General features: G+C 73.0%; 15 protein-coding genes and 1 riboswitch. Of the genes, 14 read left to right on the top strand and 1 reads right to left on the bottom strand.

All coding sequences use genetic code 11. The features are described 5' to 3' along the window. Positions 1 to 615 precede the first annotated feature (615 nt). From KGD84_RS04080 to KGD84_RS04050, 7 genes are read left to right on the top strand one after another with little or no spacing between them, the layout of a single operon-like run. On the top strand, positions 616 to 1,665 hold the full coding sequence (locus KGD84_RS04080; protein ID WP_220564778.1) for an STM4015 family protein: 1,050 nt from the start codon (positions 616 to 618) through the stop codon (positions 1,663 to 1,665). Between the two features lie 5 nt (positions 1,666 to 1,670). After that, positions 1,671 to 2,732 (top strand): STM4015 family protein, encoded by a 1,062-nt coding sequence (locus KGD84_RS04075; RefSeq protein WP_220564777.1) that lies wholly within the window; start codon positions 1,671 to 1,673, stop codon positions 2,730 to 2,732. Continuing rightward, complete coding sequence (locus KGD84_RS04070; RefSeq protein WP_220564776.1) at positions 2,729 to 3,850, top strand: STM4014 family protein; 1,122 nt, start codon at positions 2,729 to 2,731, stop codon at positions 3,848 to 3,850. The genes KGD84_RS04075 and KGD84_RS04070 overlap by 4 nt, the downstream gene beginning before the upstream one ends. Positions 3,851 to 3,858: 8 nt before the next feature. Continuing rightward, a complete protein-coding gene (locus tag KGD84_RS04065; RefSeq protein WP_220564775.1) occupies positions 3,859 to 4,704 on the top strand; it encodes an STM4013/SEN3800 family hydrolase in 846 nt (281 codons plus the stop codon). Beyond that, a complete protein-coding gene (locus KGD84_RS04060; RefSeq protein WP_220564774.1) occupies positions 4,701 to 6,020 on the top strand; it encodes an STM4012 family radical SAM protein in 1,320 nt (439 codons plus the stop codon). Before KGD84_RS04065 ends, KGD84_RS04060 begins: the two co-directional genes overlap by 4 nt. Next, positions 6,020 to 6,877: an STM4011 family radical SAM protein gene (locus KGD84_RS04055; protein WP_220564773.1), complete on the top strand. Its 858-nt coding sequence runs from the start codon at positions 6,020 to 6,022 to the stop codon at positions 6,875 to 6,877. Before KGD84_RS04060 ends, KGD84_RS04055 begins: the two co-directional genes overlap by 1 nt. Before the next feature lie 8 nt (positions 6,878 to 6,885). Next, entirely contained in the window at positions 6,886 to 7,689 is an 804-nt protein-coding gene (locus tag KGD84_RS04050) for an HAD family hydrolase (RefSeq protein WP_220564772.1), read from the top strand. A gap of 778 nt (positions 7,690 to 8,467) precedes the next feature. Here the strand turns inward: KGD84_RS04050 and KGD84_RS04045 are convergent. After that, on the bottom strand, positions 8,468 to 8,782 hold the full coding sequence (locus KGD84_RS04045) for a DMT family transporter (RefSeq protein WP_220565513.1): 315 nt from the start codon (positions 8,780 to 8,782) through the stop codon (positions 8,468 to 8,470). A 36-nt stretch (positions 8,783 to 8,818) separates the two neighbouring features. Further along, positions 8,819 to 8,882, bottom strand: a riboswitch (guanidine-III (ykkC-III) riboswitch). A gap of 403 nt (positions 8,883 to 9,285) precedes the next feature. On the opposite strand from KGD84_RS04045, the gene KGD84_RS04040 reads away from it, so the two are divergent. The 7 genes from KGD84_RS04040 (at position 9,286) to KGD84_RS04010 (ending at position 17,023) form a co-directional block, all read left to right on the top strand. Then, positions 9,286 to 9,669, top strand: coding sequence for a DUF485 domain-containing protein (locus KGD84_RS04040; protein ID WP_220564771.1), 384 nt, complete (start codon positions 9,286 to 9,288; stop codon positions 9,667 to 9,669). A 104-nt stretch (positions 9,670 to 9,773) separates the two neighbouring features. Then, entirely contained in the window at positions 9,774 to 11,453 is a 1,680-nt protein-coding gene (locus KGD84_RS04035) for a solute symporter family protein (protein WP_220565512.1), read from the top strand. A gap of 464 nt (positions 11,454 to 11,917) precedes the next feature. After that, on the top strand, positions 11,918 to 12,934 hold the full coding sequence (locus KGD84_RS04030; protein WP_220564770.1) for a sensor histidine kinase: 1,017 nt from the start codon (positions 11,918 to 11,920) through the stop codon (positions 12,932 to 12,934). Beyond that, positions 12,931 to 13,761 (top strand): LytR/AlgR family response regulator transcription factor, encoded by an 831-nt coding sequence (locus tag KGD84_RS04025; protein ID WP_220564769.1) that lies wholly within the window; start codon positions 12,931 to 12,933, stop codon positions 13,759 to 13,761. The genes KGD84_RS04030 and KGD84_RS04025 overlap by 4 nt, the downstream gene beginning before the upstream one ends. Further along, positions 13,758 to 14,390: a DUF485 domain-containing protein gene (locus KGD84_RS33790; RefSeq protein WP_370634656.1), complete on the top strand. Its 633-nt coding sequence runs from the start codon at positions 13,758 to 13,760 to the stop codon at positions 14,388 to 14,390. The genes KGD84_RS04025 and KGD84_RS33790 overlap by 4 nt, the downstream gene beginning before the upstream one ends. Beyond that, the gene (locus KGD84_RS04015; RefSeq protein ID WP_220564768.1) at positions 14,387 to 16,039 is read left to right on the top strand and encodes a sodium/solute symporter; all 1,653 of its coding nucleotides are present in this window, start codon (positions 14,387 to 14,389) and stop codon (positions 16,037 to 16,039) included. Before KGD84_RS33790 ends, KGD84_RS04015 begins: the two co-directional genes overlap by 4 nt. Positions 16,040 to 16,309: 270 nt before the next feature. Then, entirely contained in the window at positions 16,310 to 17,023 is a 714-nt protein-coding gene (locus tag KGD84_RS04010; protein WP_220564767.1) for a hypothetical protein, read from the top strand. Positions 17,024 to 17,084 lie beyond the last annotated feature (61 nt).

The raw sequence follows: 17,084 nt of genomic DNA, 5'->3' as shown, positions 1-17,084 counted from the left end.
GAGCAGGACACCCGGCCGAAGCCGCTCCGCCCGGTCAAGGGACCATCCCTGCATGCGCGGGGAGCAGTGTTCGTCGCGGCGTTCTGCGCCGACGCGAACGGGACTATCCCCGCGTGCGCGAGGAGCAGCCGGTCACGGCTGTGAAGAGCAGGGCGGCACCCCTTGGCGGGTGCCGCCCGTTCCGGGACCGTCCCCGCGTGCGCGGGGAGCAGTTCGGAATGAATGGCGCCCCGTGGTGCGCCATGGGACCATCCCCGCGTGTGCGGGGAGCAGACTTGTTGACCTGCACGGATTGCGACGTCAACCGGTCGGATTCATGAGTTCTCAAGAAACGGACATTCCACCCGGGAACGTGTTGCTCACTGTAGCGGCCAAGCACAGCAACAACAGCTGATTCACCTATCCGCTTTCGGGTCCGGGGCGGGGCGGCCGGGCGGGGTTCTTCCTCCGGGGTGCGAGCGGATGCGTCCCTTGGTGGGGCGGGGGCTTTCGTGCATCCACCCCTCCGGGGGGCGGAACGTCGCCGGGGGCTGCTAAACCTGGAACCCCCCGAAACCCCAGCTGGCGGAGTGCGTTCCGCCGTGCTCCCTCCACCGTCCCGGCCCCGAGGTCCCCATGCCCATCCATCACCACATCACCGAGTTCGGCGGGCTTCCCGTCGTCGACTTCCCCTCCTGGGAAGTTCTGCGCGGGTCCGAGTACCCGGTCCGGGACGACTGGGCTCCCCCCTCCCCCGCGCCCGCTCTGCCCGCCGCCGGGTCGGTCGCGTGGCGGCTGCGTACCGCCTCCTCCCCCCAGGTGTGGCGCGGCGACGAGGCCGGCCGGGTGCGCCTGCCGCACCTGGAGACCGTCGCCGGCTACCTGGACCGGTTCTTCGCGGAGGTCGCCGTCGAGGAGGTGACCGCCCTCATCCTGGCCGACCTGCCCGGCCACGACTACGACACCCGCATGGACGAGACCGTCGACGTCCTCCTGGAGCGCACCGGCCGGCTGGCCGGGCTGCGCTCGCTGTTCGTCGGCGAGATCCTCCCCGCGGAGCGGTCGGTCTCCTGGATCAGGAAGTACGACATCGCGGAGCTGGTCGCCGCGCTGCCCCGGCTGCGGCACCTGACGGTGCGCGGCGGCGCCGACGGCTTCGGCATCGGGTTCGGGCGGCACGAGCACCTGGAGGAGCTGGTCGTGCAGAGCGGGGGCCTGGACCCGGACCTCCTGCGGCGGATCGTCGGCCTGGACCTGCCCGGGCTGCGGAACCTGGAGCTGTGGCTGGGCGACGAGGACTACGGCGGCGGCGCGACCCCCGACGACCTCGCGCCCCTGCTGTCCGGGAAGGCCTTCCCCCGCCTGGAGCGCCTGGGCGTGCGCAACGTCCGGGGCCTGGACGACTGGGTCCACGCGCTGGCCGACGCCCCCGTGCTCTCCGGCGTCCGCGAACTCGACCTCTCCCTGGGCACCCTCACCGACGACGGGGCGCAGGGGATCGTCGACCGGGCCGCCGCCTTCGCCCACCTGGAGCGCCTGGACCTGCACCACCACTTCCTCTCCGAGGAGATGTGCGCCTTGGTCGCCGACGCCCTGCCCGGGGTGGACGTCGACCTGTCCGATCCCAGGGAGCCCGAGGACGAGGACGAGGACGAACTCTTCTACTACTGCGCCGTCTCGGAGTGATCCGCATGCCCAACAGCCACCACATCGAGGAGTTCGCGGGGCTGCCCGTCGCGGAGTTCGCCTCCTGGGAGGGCATCCGCGACGACTTCGACACCGCCATGCGCTGGGCGCACAACCGGGGGGAGCTCCACGAGGAGCTGCCGCCGTCCTACGAGCCCCTCTTCCGGGCGCTGGCCGACCCCGGCTCGTACGCCTGGCGGCTGCGCACGGTCTCGCCGCGCTACCGCAGGCCCTTCGAGACGCTGCCCGAGTACCTCGACCGCTTCACCTCGCTCGTCCCCGGGAAGAAGCTCCGCGCCCTGGTGGTCGGCAACCTGGTCGAGGACGAGGACGACATGGACGCGGAGCGGGTCGTCGGGGAGCTCGTGCGGCGCGCCGGGGGGTGGCCCGAGGTCCGGTCGCTGTTCTTCGGGGAGGTCCTCCAGCAGGAGAACGAGATCTCCTGGATCGACCTGTGCGACCTCGCGCCGCTGGTCGCCGCCTTCCCCAAGCTGCGCCGCCTGGTGGTGCGCGGGGGCTCCCGGGAGCTGGGCCTGCGCCTGCCCGAGCACCGGTGGCTGCGCGAGCTGACGGTGGAGAGCGGCGGCCTGCGCCCGGAGGTGGTGCGGGACGTGTGCGCCTCGGACCTGCCCGGGCTGCGGAGCCTGGAGCTGTGGCTGGGAGACGAGGACTACGGCGGCGGCGCCACCCCCGACGACCTCGCACCGCTGCTGTCCGGCGGTGCCTTCCCCAAGTTGGAGCACTTGGGCCTGCTCAACACCCGCGGCGCGGACTCCTGGGTCGCGCCGCTGGCGGGCTCGGAGGTCCTGGCCCGGGTGCGCTCGCTCGGCCTGGACCTGGGCGACCTCACCGACGAGGGCGGCCGCGCGATCATCGAGCACGCCGGCGCCTTCGCCCACCTGGAACGCCTGGGCCTGCACCACCACTTCCTCTCCGAGGACGTGCAGGCGGGCATCCGCGCCGCCCTGCCCGGGGTGGACGTGAACCTGTCCGCGCCCCAGGAGCCCGAGGTGTACGACCACTGCGACACGACCGAGCTCCACTACTACACGGTGGTGTCCGAATGATCCGCGAACGCCCCCTCGTGGTGGTCGGCGTCCCCGGCAACCGGCGCCTGGACCTGTTCCGGGCCGCCGCCGCGGCCTCCGGGTGGCCCGAGCCGACCGTCCTGCCCTGGTACGACCTGGCGTCGGGCCCCGTGGAGGTCCCGGCCGGCGCCCTGGTCCGGGTGGACTCCCCCGGCGGCGACGTCGCCACCGAGCGCCTGCTGCGCGGCTGGGACCACGACCCCGACCTCTACCGCGCCGAGGGCACCGGCGACCACCACGCCGGGTTCCGAGCCGCCCTGGCCCGCCTCGCAGACGCGGTCGCGGCGGCCCCCGGCGCGCACCTGCTCCAGAACGTGGACGACCTGGTCGTCATGTGCGACAAGCGCCGCTGCCACGCCCGCCTGGAGGCCGCCGGGGTCCCGGTCCCGCCCGCTCCGGACACCCCGGTCCGCGACTACCGGGAGCTGCGCGCCGCCATGGAGCGGCACCGCTGGCCCCGGGTATTCGTCAAGCCCGCGCACGGCTCCTCGGCCTCCGGGGTGATCGCCCTGGCCACCGCCCCGGGAGGCCGCGTCCGCGCCATCACCTCCGCGCACCTGACCCGGGACGGGGACGGCCGCCCCGCCCTGTTCAACAGCCTGAAGCCGTGCACCTACACCCGGGAGGAGGACGTCGCCGCCGTGGTGGACGCCCTCGCCCCGGACGGGCTGCACGTGGAGCGGTGGGTGCCCAAGGCCGGGTTCGCCGGGAAGACCATCGACCTGCGGGTCGTGGTCACCGCCGGGAAGGCGCACCACGTGGTGGTGCGCTCCTCCGCCACCCCCATGACCAACCTGCACCTGGGCAACGCCCGCGGCGACCTGGAGGCCCTCAAGGCCCAGGTCGGCCCGGCCGCCTGGGACGCGGCGATGGCCGTGGCCGAGGCCGCCGCCGGGTGCTTCGACACCCTGCACGCCGGGGTGGACCTGATGGCCACCCCCGGCTGGCGGTCGTTCGCGGTGTGCGAGGTCAACGCGTTCGGCGACCTCATCCCCGGGGTCCTGCACGAGGGCCGCGACACCTACGCCGAGCAGCTGCACGCCCTGGACACCGGCCGCCGCCCCGTCCCGCCCGCACCGGTCGGCAGCGCATCCTGAGAGAGAACATGGACACCACCCTTCCGGACATGAACGCCGTGGTGGGCACGCACGACATCCTGCTGCTCACCCTGGACACCCTGCGCTACGACGTGGCCGTCGAGCTGGCCGAGGCCGGGCGCATCCCCCACCTGGCCCGGCTCCTGCCGGGCGGCCGGTGGGAGGAGCGGCACGCCCCGGGCAGCTTCACCTACGCCTCGCACCTGGCGATGCTCGCCGGGTTCCTGCCGACGCCCGCCGCGCCGGGACCGCACCCGCGGCTGTTCGCCGCCGCCTTCCCGGGGAGCGTGTCCACCGCCCCGCGCACGTGGACGTTCGACACCCCCGACCTGGCCTCGGGGCTGGCGGCCGCCGGGTACCGCACGGCCTGTGTGGGCGGCACCGGGTTCTTCAACCGCAGGTCGGCCGTGGGCTCGGTCATCCCGGACATGTTCCAGGAGAGCCACTGGGAGGAGTCGTTCGGCGTCGCCGACCCGCACTCCTTCGAGAACCAGGCGGCGCGGGCCGTACAGGTCGCCCGGTCCGGGGAGCGGCCGCTGTTCCTGCTGCTCAACGTGGCGGCCCTGCACCAGCCCAACTGGTTCCACCTGCCGGGGGCGACCCGCGAGGCCGGGGACACCCGGGAGAGCCACGCCGCCGCCCTGGAGTACGTCGACCGTCACCTGCCCCCGGTACTGGAGGCGATGGCGGCCCGCCGCCCCTGCTTCGCGATCGTGTGCTCCGACCACGGCACCGCCTACGGCGAGGACGGGCACACCGGGCACCGGATCGGCCACGAGGTCGTGTGGACGGTGCCCTACGCCCACTTCTTCCTGCCGCACGGATACACCACCGCCGAGGAGGCCACCGCGTGACGACCCTGCCCCTGGCCACCGATTCCCCGTACCGCTCCTACGTGTACGCCTACCCGCACAAGAGCGCCTACCGCCCCTTCGCCGACCGCCCCCTGCTGGCCGACCTGTGGCGGGACGAGGACGTGCGGGCGCTGTCGCTGTACCTGCACATCCCGTTCTGCGAGATGCGCTGCGGGTTCTGCAACCTGTTCACCCGCTCCACCCCGCCCGCCGAACAGGTCTCCGCCTACCTGGACGCGTTCGAGCGCCAGGCGGGGACCGTGGCCGCCACCCTGCCCGACGGCGCCGGGTTCGCCCGCGCCGCCCTGGGCGGCGGCACCCCCACCTACCTGGAGGCCGACGAGCTGACCCGGGTGTACGACGTGCTGGAGTCGGCCTTCGGGGTGGACCTCACGGCCGTCCCGATGTCGGTGGAGACCTCCCCGGCCACCGCCACCGCCGACCGCCTCGCGGTGCTCGAGAAGCGCGGGGTCACCCGGATCAGCATGGGCGTGCAGAGCTTCATCGACTCCGAGGCGCACGCCGCCGGGCGCCCGCAGAAGCGCGCCGAGGTCGACCGGGCGCTCGAACTGATCCGCGCGCACACCACGGCCGACCTCAACGTGGACCTCATCTACGGGATCGACCGCCAGGACGAGCGCACCTGGGCCTACTCCCTGGACACGGCGCTGGAGCACGCGCCGGAGGAGGTCTACCTCTACCCGCTCTACGTGCGCCCGCTCACCGGGCTGGGCCGGCGCGGCCGCTCCTGGGACGACCACCGGCTGGGCCTGTACCGGCAGGGCCGCGACCACCTGCGCGAACGCGGCTACGAACAGGTGTCGATGCGCATGTTCAGACGCGCCGACGCCCCCCAGGCCCAGGGCCCGGACTACTGCTGCCAGACCGACGGCATGGTGGGCCTGGGCTGCGGCGCCCGCTCCTACACCACCGCCGCGCACTACTCCTTCGACTACGCCGTCGGCATCGGCCAGGTGCGCTCGATCATCGCCGACTACATCGGGCGCGACGCCGCCGACTTCGCCCGCGCCGAGGTGGGCTTCCTGCTGGACGACGACGAACGCCGACGCCGCCACCTGCTCCAGTCGCTGCTGCGCACCGAGGGCATGGCCGCCGCCGACTACACGTCCCGGTTCGGCTCCCACCCGCGGGAGGACTTCCCGGACCTGTTCGCCGCCCTGGACCGGCGCGGCTGGCTCGCCGAGGGCGACGATCTACTGCTCACCGAGGAGGGCCTCGCGCACTCCGACGCCGTCGGACCGCTGTTCTTCTCCGACCGGGTGAACGCCCTCATGACCGAATACGAGGCCCGCTGATGCTGACCCTTCTGTACCGGGGGCCGCTGGCCAGCTGCGACTACGACTGCCCGTACTGCCCGTTCGCCAAGCGCCGCGACAACCCGGAGACGCTGCGCGCCGACCGCGCCGCCCTGGAGCGGTTCGAGGACTGGGTGGCGGCCGCCGACACCCGTATCTCGGTGCTGTTCACCCCCTGGGGCGAGGGGCTGGTGCGGTCCTGGTACCGCAGGGCCCTGGTCCGGCTGAGCGCCCTGGAGCACGTGGAAAGGGTGGCCATCCAGACCAACCTGAGCGGCCGCCTCGAATGGCTGGCCGACTGCGACCTCTCCTCGACGGCGCTGTGGACCACCTACCACCCCGGCCAGGTCACCCACGAGCGCTTCGTCGCCAAGGCCCGCCGCCTGGTCGAACTCGGGGTGCGGTTCAGCGTGGGCGTCGTGGGCGAGCCCGAGCACCTCGAAGCGGCCCGGCGCATGCGCGCCGACCTGCCCGAGGACGTGTACCTGTGGGTCAACGCCGCCGAGGGCCGGACCTACACCGACGACGAGGCCGCCCGATGGCAGGCGCTCGACCCGCACTTCCACTACAGCCGCCACCCGCACCCCAGCCTGGGCGTGCCCTGCCGGACGGGCGACAGCGTGCTCTCCGTGGACGGCGACGGCAACGTGCGGCGCTGCCACTTCGTGGACATCCCCATGGGCAACCTCTACGACGGCTCGTTCCGGGAGAAGCTGGGCCGCAGCGGCTGCCCGCTCGCCACCTGCGACTGCCACATCGGCTACGTGCACCTGGAGTCGCTCGACCTCTACGACGTGTTCCGCGGCGGCGTACTGGAACGCATCCCGATACCGGAGCGTCACCGGATCCGGACATAATCCGGAACATGGTCTTTCCCCGGGTCATCGCGACCGACCTCGACGGCACCCTCCTCGGCCTCGACGGCCGTGTCTCCGAACGCAACCGCCGAGCCCTGACCGCGGCCGTGGCCGCCGGCGTGAAGCTGGTCCTGTCCACCGCGCGCCCGCCGCGCACCACCCACCACATCGCCTCCCTCTTCACCTGCTCCGCGGTGCTCTGCGGCAACGGCGCGGTGGCCCAGCTGCCCGGGGCCGACCCCCTCATCCGGGCGCTGGACACCGCCACGGCCGGAACCGTCATCGGTGAACTGCGCGGCGCCCTGCCGGGCGTGGGCTTCGGCGTGGAGACGGGAACGGACTTCTACCACGACCCCCACTACGACCTGGAGCCCTGGGTGCCACGCGACTGGGTGCGCGAGGTGGTCGACTCCACCGACACCCTCCTGGAGCGGGCGCGCCCCATCACCAAGCTCCTCGTCCGCTCCCAGGGGGTCCCGGTGCACATCCTGCACGAGACGGCCGCCCAGGCCGTGGGCACCATGGTCGAGGTCACCTACTCGGGCGGCTTCGGCCTGCTGGAGATGAGCGCCTCGGGCGTGGACAAGGGCAGCACCCTGGCGATGGTGTGCGAGCGCTGGGGGGTGTCGGCGGACGAGGTCGTGGCCTTCGGGGACATGCCCAACGACCTGCCCGCCCTCTCCTGGGCCGGCGCCGGCTACGCCATGGCGAGCGGCCACCCCGCCCTCCTCGACCCCGCCCTGGGCCTGCGCACCGCACCCCCCGCCCACGAGGACGGCGTAGGCCGCATCGTCGAACAACTCCTCACCTGACACCACCCCCGGAGGCATCGCAGCTCCTCCGCCCCGGGATCCCCCACCCGGAGACCGGCCACCCCCGGAGGCCATCGCAGCACCCTCGTCCCAAGGGTTCCCCACCCGACCGGGACCTCCGCCACAGCCGGAAGGCGTCGCAGCACCTCTGCCCCAGGGGGTTTCTCACCCGATTGGAAACCTCCGCTCCAGCCGTGTCAGGCCAGTGGGGTCCCTGGCCATAGGGGGTCTTCGCCGAGGTAGTTGTAGGTTTCCAAGAGCTCAGCCGCTTGGGAACGGCGGTCCGCGCCGGGTGGGCCCGGCCCCGGCCGCAGTCGGCGCCCGGCAGCTTTCCAGACCGGTGCGTTGGGCGCACGCCCCCAGCGGTGGGGGTGTATATGCCGGAGCCGGGTGCACGCGGAGCGCGCACACCCGCACCGGCTGGAAAGGTTGGGGGCGCCGGCGGCGGTGAGGGGGCTCCACGCTGCCGCCTACTCCCGCGGATGACCGCGGTACCGGTCAGTGCCGGGGGTGAAACCCGCACGTTCCCGCGACCTCAGCCCCAGACCGGGCACAAGACCGCGCACCTCGCCCCAGGGGGCGAAGGCCGCACACACCCACCCCGAGAACACCTTTGCCCGTGTCTGCGCCTCCGGCGCACACACGGGCAAAGGACAAGAACAAGCCTCCGGCCCCGAACGGCCTTCCCAAGCCGATGGACCGGCACGCACCGACACGGACCAACAACGGGCCGGTCCGGCCGCCCCACCGACTCAGTACTCCCGCCCGGCGAACCGGGTCAGTGCAGCAGCTTGAGGCCGATCACACCGGCGACGATGAGCAGCAGGCACAGCGCCTTGGGCAGGCTGAACCCCTCACCCAGGAAGAACATGCCCACCAGCGCGGTGCCGACGGCGCCGATGGCCACCCACACCGCGTACCCCGTGCCCACCGGGATGGTGCGCAGGGCATAGGCCAGGCCGCCCATACTGGCGACCAGCGTGACACCGAAGGTCACGGTCGGCCACAGGCGGGTGAATCCCTTCGACGCGCTGAGCGAGATGGCCCAGGCGGTCTCCAACAGTCCGGATACGATCAGCACGATCCAGGCGATCATCGGTTCCAACCCTCCACGACGAGAACGGTCATTCCGACGCCGTCTTGTCCTGACCGGGTACGGCGCACCTCGTCCGGGGTCCTCTGGGAACCGGAACCGCGCCTTGGCGCGGTGTTGGTCATGTACAAGCTACAACGGCCCCTCCGCCCGCGCCCTTCCACCCCCCGTGGAGATCCCCCTCACCACCCCCCGCCACCCGCCCGCCGCCCCGAACGCTCCCCTCCCCTCCCCCACCCCTCCCCACCCCCAACCGCTGGCCGACCGTTCGTCCCGTATCACGACCGTTCACCGCACGGTCGACGACCGCTCGCCGCGCCGCCCCCGCGTTCGGCGCGCACGCCCGCGCGCCCCCTCCTGGTCGGACAGTGCGACTCCTTACAGTGCCGAGTAACGCACGTCACACCCAGGAAATACGGATGTGACACCTGAGAAGAGCACCGGCTCCACCAGCGCACCGTCCGTCCCGCCCCGCTGCCATCCCCCGGAGGTACGACCCACACATGGCCACGAAGCAACCGCCCGAACCCCCGGCGGAGGGGACCTCGTCCCCCGCCAACGGGGGGCTGTCGGAAGCCGACGTCATCGCGATGCACAGCGACCCGAAGTTCGTGCTGCTCAAGCAGCGGCTGTACCGCTTCATCTTCCCGATGAGCCTGGCCTTCATGGCCTGGTACCTGCTCTACGTGCTCATGTCGGCGTTCGCACGCGACCTCATGAGCACCCCGGTCCTGGGTCAGTTCAACCTCGCCCTCGTCTTCGGCGTGCTCCAGTTCGTGACGACCTTCGGGATCGCGATCGCCTACTCGTCGTACTCGCGTAAGAACCTCGACCCGGCGGCCGCCGACGTCCGCAAGGCCCTGGAAGAGAAGGCGGAGGACCGGTGAACGCCCCTCTCCTGAGCCTCGGCTCCGACCTCGCCCTCAGCGGCACCCTCGCACCCACCTTCTCCTCCCTCCCCTCCCTCTCCTCCTCCCCCGCCCTCACCAACCTGGCGGCCGAGACGAGCGCGGTCAGCGACACCAGCCGCGCCGTCACCATCGTGCTGTTCAGCCTGGTCGTCGCGGCCACCCTCTACATCACCGTGTGGGCCAGCCGCCGCACCCACAACGCCACCGACTTCCACTCCGGCGGCCGCGGGTTCAACGCCACCCAGAACGGGTTCGCGATCGCGGGCGACTACATGTCCGCGGCCTCCTTCCTGGGCATCGCGGGCATGATCGCCCTGTTCGGCTACGACGGCTTCCTCTACTCCATCGGGTTCCTCGTCGCCTGGCTGGTGGCGCTCCTGCTCGTCGCCGAGCTGCTGCGCAACTCCGGCCGCTACACCATGGGCGACGTGCTGTCCTACCGCATGCAGCAGCGTCCGGTGCGCACCGCGGCGGCGGTCTCCACCGTCACCGTGTCGATCTTCTACCTGCTCGCGCAGATGGTCGGCGCCGGCGCCCTCATCTCCCTCCTCATGGGCATCCAGCCGGGCGAGACCTACCTGGGCATGTCCGGTGAGGCCGCCAAGATCGTCGGCATCGTGGTCGTCGGCATGCTGATGACCATCTACGTCTCCTTCGGCGGCATGAAGGGCACCACCTGGGTCCAGATCGTCAAGGCCGTCATGCTGATGACGGGCGCGGCGCTCCTGGTGCTGCTGACGCTCTCGATCTACGGCTTCAACTTCGGCGCCCTGATGAGCGACGCGGCCGAGGCGAGCGGCCAGGGCGCGGCGTTCCTGGAGCCGGGCCTGCGCTACGGCGTGGAAGTCGCGGGCGACCCGGTCCAGACCCTGTGGAACAAGCTCGACCTCATCAGCCTGGGCATGGCCCTGGTGCTGGGCACGGCGGGCCTGCCGCACATCCTCATCCGCTTCTACACGGTGCCCGACTCGGTCACCGCCCGGAAGTCGGTCAACTGGGCCATCGGCCTCATCGGCACCTTCTACCTGTTCACCTTGGTCCTGGGCTTCGGCGCGGCGGCCATCGTGGGGCACGAGGCGATCACCGCCCAGGACGCGGCGGGCAACGCCGCCGCCCCGCAGCTGGCCCAGGCGGTCGGCGCCCACTTCGGCGGGGAGCTCGTCGGAGCGGTACTGCTCGCGCTCATCGCCTCGGTGGCGTTCGCAACAATCCTGTCGACGGTGGCCGGCCTGGTCATCGCGTCCTCCTCCTCGCTGGCGCACGACTTCTACAACTCGGTCCTGCGCAAGGGGAAGGCCACCGACACCGAGGAGGTGCGGGTCGCCAAGCTCGCGGCGGGCGGCATCGGCCTGGTCGCGGTCATCCTGGCGGTCTTCGCCCAGGGCCTCAACGTGGCCTTCCTGGTGGCCCTGGCCTTCGCCATCGCCGCCTCGGCCAACCTGCCGACGATCCTGCTCAGCCTGTTCTGGAAGCGCTTCAACACCCGGGGCGCCGTGTCCGGCATCTACGGCGGCCTGATCGCCGCCGTGGGCCTGGTGTTCTTCTCGCCGGTGGTCTCCGGCGCCGAGACCTCGCTCATCCCGACCGCCGACTTCTCTTGGTTCCCCATCGCGAACCCGGCGCTGTTCTCGGTCCCGATCGGCCTGCTCTGCGCGATCATCGGCACGCTCACCTCCAAGGAGCAGGACTTCGCGAAGTTCGCCCAGATCCAGGTCCGCGCGCTGTCCGGCGCGGGCGCGGAGAAGGCCGCCGACCACTAGCCCGCCCAGGGCCGGAACCCCTCACCGGGGTTCCGGCCCCATGACCCCGCCCCATGGACCCACAGAGGATCCGGGACGCCATCGGTGGCCGCACTCCCGTCCGGGGGTGCACCCTGCCTCCGGGTCATCGGCCACCGCCCCGGCTCCCCTTCCCACCGGGCCCGTCACCCCCACGGGTGGCGGGCCCGCTCCATGCCACCCCTCGCCCTCCCCATCCCGCACCACCCCGCACCATCCCGCCCTCTCCTTCCCGAGCTCTCCTCCCGTCCGTCCCCTCCCGTCCGTCCCCTCCCCACATCCCGAGCGAGCTCCCCACAGCGACCGAAAGGTGACCCGGACAACGTGAGCGCCGACACACTTTGCTGGGATATCGTCGTCATGTGTCGTACCGGTGGCCGTCGTGGTTGTCCCCCTCCCGACGTCGCCGTCCCGAGTCGTCGGAGACGCTGGCGAGCGTCGAATTGATGCGCCAGGTCCACGCTCTGGGCGTCGACCTCCGGGACGGGCTGCACGGCAGGAGCGTGCCCGCCGCGGCCAAGCGGCTGCGGCGGCTCCTCGGTGCCGAGGGCGTCGTCCTGGCCGACCTGGACGGCCCGGTGGCCGGCCACGGGAGGCGTCCGGAGCCGGAGGAGGTGGACTCCCTGCTCTCCCAGGTGTTCGAATACGGCAGCAACGTCCGGACCCGGCTCAAGGACGGGACCACGGTCTGCGCCGTCCCCCTGAACGTCGCCGACGAGATCTCCGGGGCCCTGCTCGCCTCCGGCGACCCGGTCGAGGCCGACGTGGAGGCGGCGGCCGCCCTCGTCTCCGATTCTCTGGACCACGCGGCGCTGCGCCGGGCCCGGGCCCGGATCGCCGCCGCCGACCTGCGCACCCTGCGCGCCCAGATCTCCCCGCACTTCGTGCACAACGCGCTGGCCGTCATCGCGGCGCTGGTGCGCACCGACCCGGACCGGGCCCGGCACCTGCTGTCGGACTTCGCCGACTACCTGCGGTACGGCTTCTCCGAGAAGGGCGACTACGCCACGGTCGCCGACGAGCTGGAGGCGGTGCAGACCTACCTCGAACTCCAGCGGGCCCGGTTCCACGACCGGCTGGACATCACCGTGCGGATGGCCCCGGAGGTGCTCCCGGTGGCGATCCCCTTCCTGGTGGTGCAGCCGATCGTGGAGAACGCGATCCGGCACGGCCTGGAGCGCAAGGAGGGGCGCGGACACATCAGCGTCTCGGGGTTCGGCGAGGGGCCGCTGTGCGTCATCGAGATCGAGGACGACGGCGTGGGCATGCACCCGGACCTGGCCCGCGCCCTGCTGGCGGGGACCGGCCCGGAGTCGCGCAGCATCGGCCTGGCCAACGTGGACCAGCGGCTGCGCGCCGTCTACGGACCCGAGTACGGTCTGGTGATCGAGACCGCGTTGGGGGAAGGGACCAAGGTGACCGTGCGCGTTCCGAGGTTCACCAGGGGGGTGGTGGCGCAGTGAAGTCCGCGCTCCGCGTCCTGGTGGTGGAGGACGAGGCGTCCACCCGCCAGGAGATGGCGGCGCTGCTCGGCGACATGCCCGAGGTGGCGCAGGTGCTGGTGGCCGAGAACGGCGCCGCGGCCGTGCGCCTGCTCGGGGTGGAGAGCATCGACGCGGCGTTCCTGGACATCCTCATGCCGGGGCTGGACGGCATGGACGTGGCCCGGGTGCTGAGCGTCATGTCCGAGCCGCCGTCGATCGTGTTCGTGACGGCGTCGGAGGCGCACGCGGTGGAGGCGTTCGGCATCGGCGCCGTGGACTACCTGCTCAAGCCGATCCGGCCGGAGCGGCTGGCCGAGGCGGTGGGGCGGATCGCGCAGCTGCGCCGCCCCGAGGCGGCCGCTCCCCCGGCGGAGGACCTGCACGTGGTGCAGATCGACACGGGCCGCCGGACGGTGTTCGTCAAGCGCGACGACGTGCAGTTCGTCGAGGCGCAGGGCGACTACGTGCGCCTGCACACCGCCGAGGGCGGCCACCTCATCCGGCTGTCGCTGTCCTACCTGGAGGAGGTGTGGGCGTCGGCCGGGTTCGTCCGGGTGCACCGGGGCTTCCTCATCGCCATCCCGTGGGTGCGCGACCTGCGGGTGACGTCCTCCTCCGGGCTGGTGGCGGGCACCCCGGCCGGGGACGTGCCGGTGAGCCGCAGGCACGGCCGGCACCTGCGCGCCCGGCTGCTGGAGGCGGCCCGCCGGGACCAGCTGGGACGCGCCGCCAACGCCCAGACCACCGCCCCCGCCCCCCGGCCGCGGGACGGTGAACCCGACGGTTCGGCGCGGCGGACGCCATGAGCCCGCGGCGGGAGAAGCTGACCAGCCCGCAGACCCGGATCGCGCTGGCCCGGGGCAACCGCCCGGCCCAGCACCTGCTGCCGATCCCCGGGCCGGTGGACACCGAGGCTGCGCGGCGGCTCTTCCACCGCCAGCGCCGGACGGCGGTGCGCACGGTGGGGCTGCTGTCGCTGCTGCTGTTCGGGATGAGCGGGGCGTTCGCGCTGTGGCCGCAGCTGACGCAGTCGCGGGTGGCGGGTGTCCCGCTGTCGTGGGCGCTGGTCGTGGCGGCGGTGTACCCGCTGCTGTTCCTGTTGGCGCTGTGGCACGTGCGGTCGGCCGAACAGGCCGAGGCGCGGTCCGCGCGGGCGGCCGCACAACAGGCCTCCCGACAGCCCGCCCCGCACCCCCCGGAGCACACGGCCGCAGAACACGAGACCACGGAGCCCGAGACCACAGGGCCCGAGACCTCGAAGCCCGAGACCACAGGGCCCACCACCACGAAGCACCCCACCGCCCCGCACCCCCCGCCTTCCCCCCGCTCCCCGGAGCACACCGCCACGGAGCACCCGCCCGCCGACGGGAAGGACCCCGACGGAAAAGCCCCTGACGGAAAAGCCCCCGACAGAAAGGCCCCCGACGAGCCGTGATCTCCGTCCTGGCCATCGGCCTGGTGCTGGTCACCAGCCTCGTCATCGGCATCTACGGGGTCCGCGCGGCCCGCTCCACCTCCGACTTCCTGGTGGCCTCGCGCCGGGTGTCGCCGAACTGGAACGCTCTGGCGATCGCCGGCGAGTACCTCTCGGCCGCCTCGGTGCTGGGCCTGTCCGGGCTGCTGCTCAAGAACGGCCTGGGCACCATGTGGTACGCGGTGGGGTTCTGCGCGGGCTACGTGGCGGTGGTGGCCCTGGTGGCGGGGCCGATGCGCCGGTCGGGCGCGTTCACGGTGCCGGACTTCGCCGAGTACCGGCTGGGCGCGCCCCGGCTGCGCAAGCTGTGCGGCTGCGTCGTGCTGGTGATCATGCTGCTGTACCTGGTGCCGCAGTTCAAGGGCGCCGGGGTGGTGCTGGCGCTGGTCAGCGGCACCCCGTACTGGGTGGGCGTGGTGCTGGCCGGGATGGTGGTGAGCGGGTCGATCGCGGCCGGGGGGATGCGCTCGGCGACGTACGTGCAGGCGTTCCACTACGTGGTCAAGCTGCTGTTCATCGCGATCCCGGCGGTCTACCTGGTGGCGCACGCGGGCGCCGACCTGCGGGCGCAGGCGCTGCACCCGGAGTGGGGGACGCACTTCGCGCAGACGACGCCGGTGGAGTTCACGGTGGACACCACGTTCGGCCTGGACGAGCCGGTGACGGTGACCGCCCCGGACGGCGCGCGGGTGGACCTGGAGGCCGGCGACCACACGGTGGCCGAGGGGACCCGGCTCGTGTTCCCGGCGGGGGCGGCGGTGCCGCACCCGGAGGGCCTGCCGGACCTGGGCGGGGAGCGCTGGAGCACGCCGCTGCTGGACTCGGGCGGGTACCCGCTGTTCGAAACGTGGTCGACGCTGCTGGCGATCACGCTGGGCTGCATGGGGCTGCCGCACGTCATCATGCGCTTCCACACCAGTCCGTCGGCGCGGATCGCGCGCCGGGTGGCGGTGGGGGTGATCGCCCTGTTGGGCCTGTTCTACCTGTTCCCGGTGGTATACGGGCTGCTGGGCCGGGTGCTGACCCCGCATCTGGTGCTGTTGCAGGGGACGGACACGGTGGCGGTGGTGCTGCCCGCGCAGGCGGTGCCGGGTGCGGTGGGGACGATCCTGACGGCGCTGGTGGCGGCGGGGGCGTTCGGGGCGTTCCTGTCCACGTCGTCGGGGCTGCTGCTGGCGCTGGCGGGCGGGCTGTCGCACGACCTGTTCCAGGGGAGCGTGCCGCGGCTGCGGCTGGCGGTGGCGGTGGGCGCGTGCGTGGCGGTGCTGCTGGCCCTGCCCGCCGAGAAGATCGACATCAACGTGCTGGTGGTGTGGGCGTTCACGGTGGCGGCGTCGACGTTCTGCCCGCTGCTGGTGCTGGGGATCTGGTGGCGCAGGCTCACCCTGCCCGGAGCGGCGGCGGGGCTGGCCGTGGGCGGGGTGACGGCCACCGGGGCGGTGGGGTGGTCGCTCCTGCTGCCGACCCCGCCGGGGTGGGCGACGGTGCTGCTGGCACAGCCGGCGGCGTGGACCATCCCGTTGGCGTTCGCGACGATGGCGGTGGTGTCCTGGCTGACCCGGCCGCCGGACTGGGCCGAGCACGCGGTCCTGCGCCTGCACTCCCCCTGAGCCCCTGAGCCCGCCCCTCACCCCCGGCCGCAGCCGACTCCACCCGCTCTCGTCCGCATCCGTCCAGGATTCCCCTACGCCCTCCCGCCCCTTCCGCTCGCCCCCCGATTCCACCCGACACCCGCCCGCCCGGCCCCCTCTGTCTCCTCTGTCTCCTCGGCCTCCCCGGGCCCTTCACCCCCCTCATCCCCCGCCGTGGTGTTCCGGCCCCGTCGGCCGCCGTGAACCCGTACGATCTCCGAGTGTCATACAACGAGCACGAGGAGTGATATGAGGTCCCCCCGCCGCACCCTTGCCGCCCTGGTGACGGGCCTACTGCTGATCGGCGGCGCCCCTGCGGCCCGGGCCGCCGTCCCCGACCCCGGGACCGCGGTCTCCCAGGGGCCCGTATCGGTCTCCGCCGGGGAGGACGGGGTGCGGGTGGACGCCCCGGGCGTGAACGTGGTGAGCGGCCCCGACCGCGTCGAGGTGGAGGTCGGCCGGACCCCCGTGTCCCATGTCCTGATCTGCGCCGACGGGACCCGGGTGGTCGTCCACTCGGGGCGGGCCCCGGACTGCCCGCCGCGTGAGCCGCGGCCCGTCCCGCCGGAGCCCGTGCCGCCGAAGCCGGTGCCGCCCTCCCCCGAGGAGCCGCCCGCGGAGGAGCCCCCGGGCGTTCCGGAGCCGCAGCCCCGGCTGCCGCGCACGCCCGAGAGCCCCCAGGAGCGGCCGGCGCCGCCGCGGGAGACGCCCGCCCCCGGCGCGGAGCCCGCCGCCTCCCCGAGCCCCGGTGCCGCGGCCCCTGAGGAGGAGCCCCCGGTGGCCGCCCGGCGCGAGGTGCCCGTGGAGGCGGCCGCCGCCCTGCCGGTGGCGGACATGACCGGGGGCGGGGCGACCGTCTCCCCGGCCTTCGGCTCGATGCGCACGTCGGCGGTCCTGCTGGTCGTGGTGGCCGTGGCCGCGGGCGCGTCCGCGGGGGCGGCCGCCCGCGCGGGCCGGCAGTAGCCGGTGGTGACCGGTGGCCGCCGACCGCTGTCGGCGGCCACCGCCTGCGTTACGGTGGCGG

This window comes from Nocardiopsis changdeensis (assembly GCF_018316655.1).
GTDB lineage: Bacteria > Actinomycetota > Actinomycetes > Streptosporangiales > Streptosporangiaceae > Nocardiopsis > Nocardiopsis changdeensis.
This window is presented reverse-complemented; position numbering and strand designations above follow the sequence as displayed.

Bases quoted from the DNA above. Each gene is read 5' to 3' on its own strand.
- KGD84_RS04070 (WP_220564776.1), top strand. From the start codon at position 2,729: ATGATCCGCGAACGCCCCCTCGTGGTGGTCGGCGTCCCCGGCAACCGG.
- KGD84_RS04010 (WP_220564767.1), top strand. From the start codon at position 16,310: ATGAGGTCCCCCCGCCGCACCCTTGCCGCCCTGGTGACGGGCCTACTG.
- KGD84_RS04050 (WP_220564772.1), top strand. From the start codon at position 6,886: ATGGTCTTTCCCCGGGTCATCGCGACCGACCTCGACGGCACCCTCCTC.
- KGD84_RS33790 (WP_370634656.1), top strand. From the start codon at position 13,758: ATGAGCCCGCGGCGGGAGAAGCTGACCAGCCCGCAGACCCGGATCGCG.
- KGD84_RS04065 (WP_220564775.1), top strand. From the start codon at position 3,859: ATGGACACCACCCTTCCGGACATGAACGCCGTGGTGGGCACGCACGAC.
- KGD84_RS04075 (WP_220564777.1), top strand. From the start codon at position 1,671: ATGCCCAACAGCCACCACATCGAGGAGTTCGCGGGGCTGCCCGTCGCG.
- KGD84_RS04040 (WP_220564771.1), top strand. From the start codon at position 9,286: ATGGCCACGAAGCAACCGCCCGAACCCCCGGCGGAGGGGACCTCGTCC.
- KGD84_RS04055 (WP_220564773.1), top strand. From the start codon at position 6,020: ATGCTGACCCTTCTGTACCGGGGGCCGCTGGCCAGCTGCGACTACGAC.
- KGD84_RS04080 (WP_220564778.1), top strand. From the start codon at position 616: ATGCCCATCCATCACCACATCACCGAGTTCGGCGGGCTTCCCGTCGTC.
- KGD84_RS04030 (WP_220564770.1), top strand. From the start codon at position 11,918: ATGCGCCAGGTCCACGCTCTGGGCGTCGACCTCCGGGACGGGCTGCAC.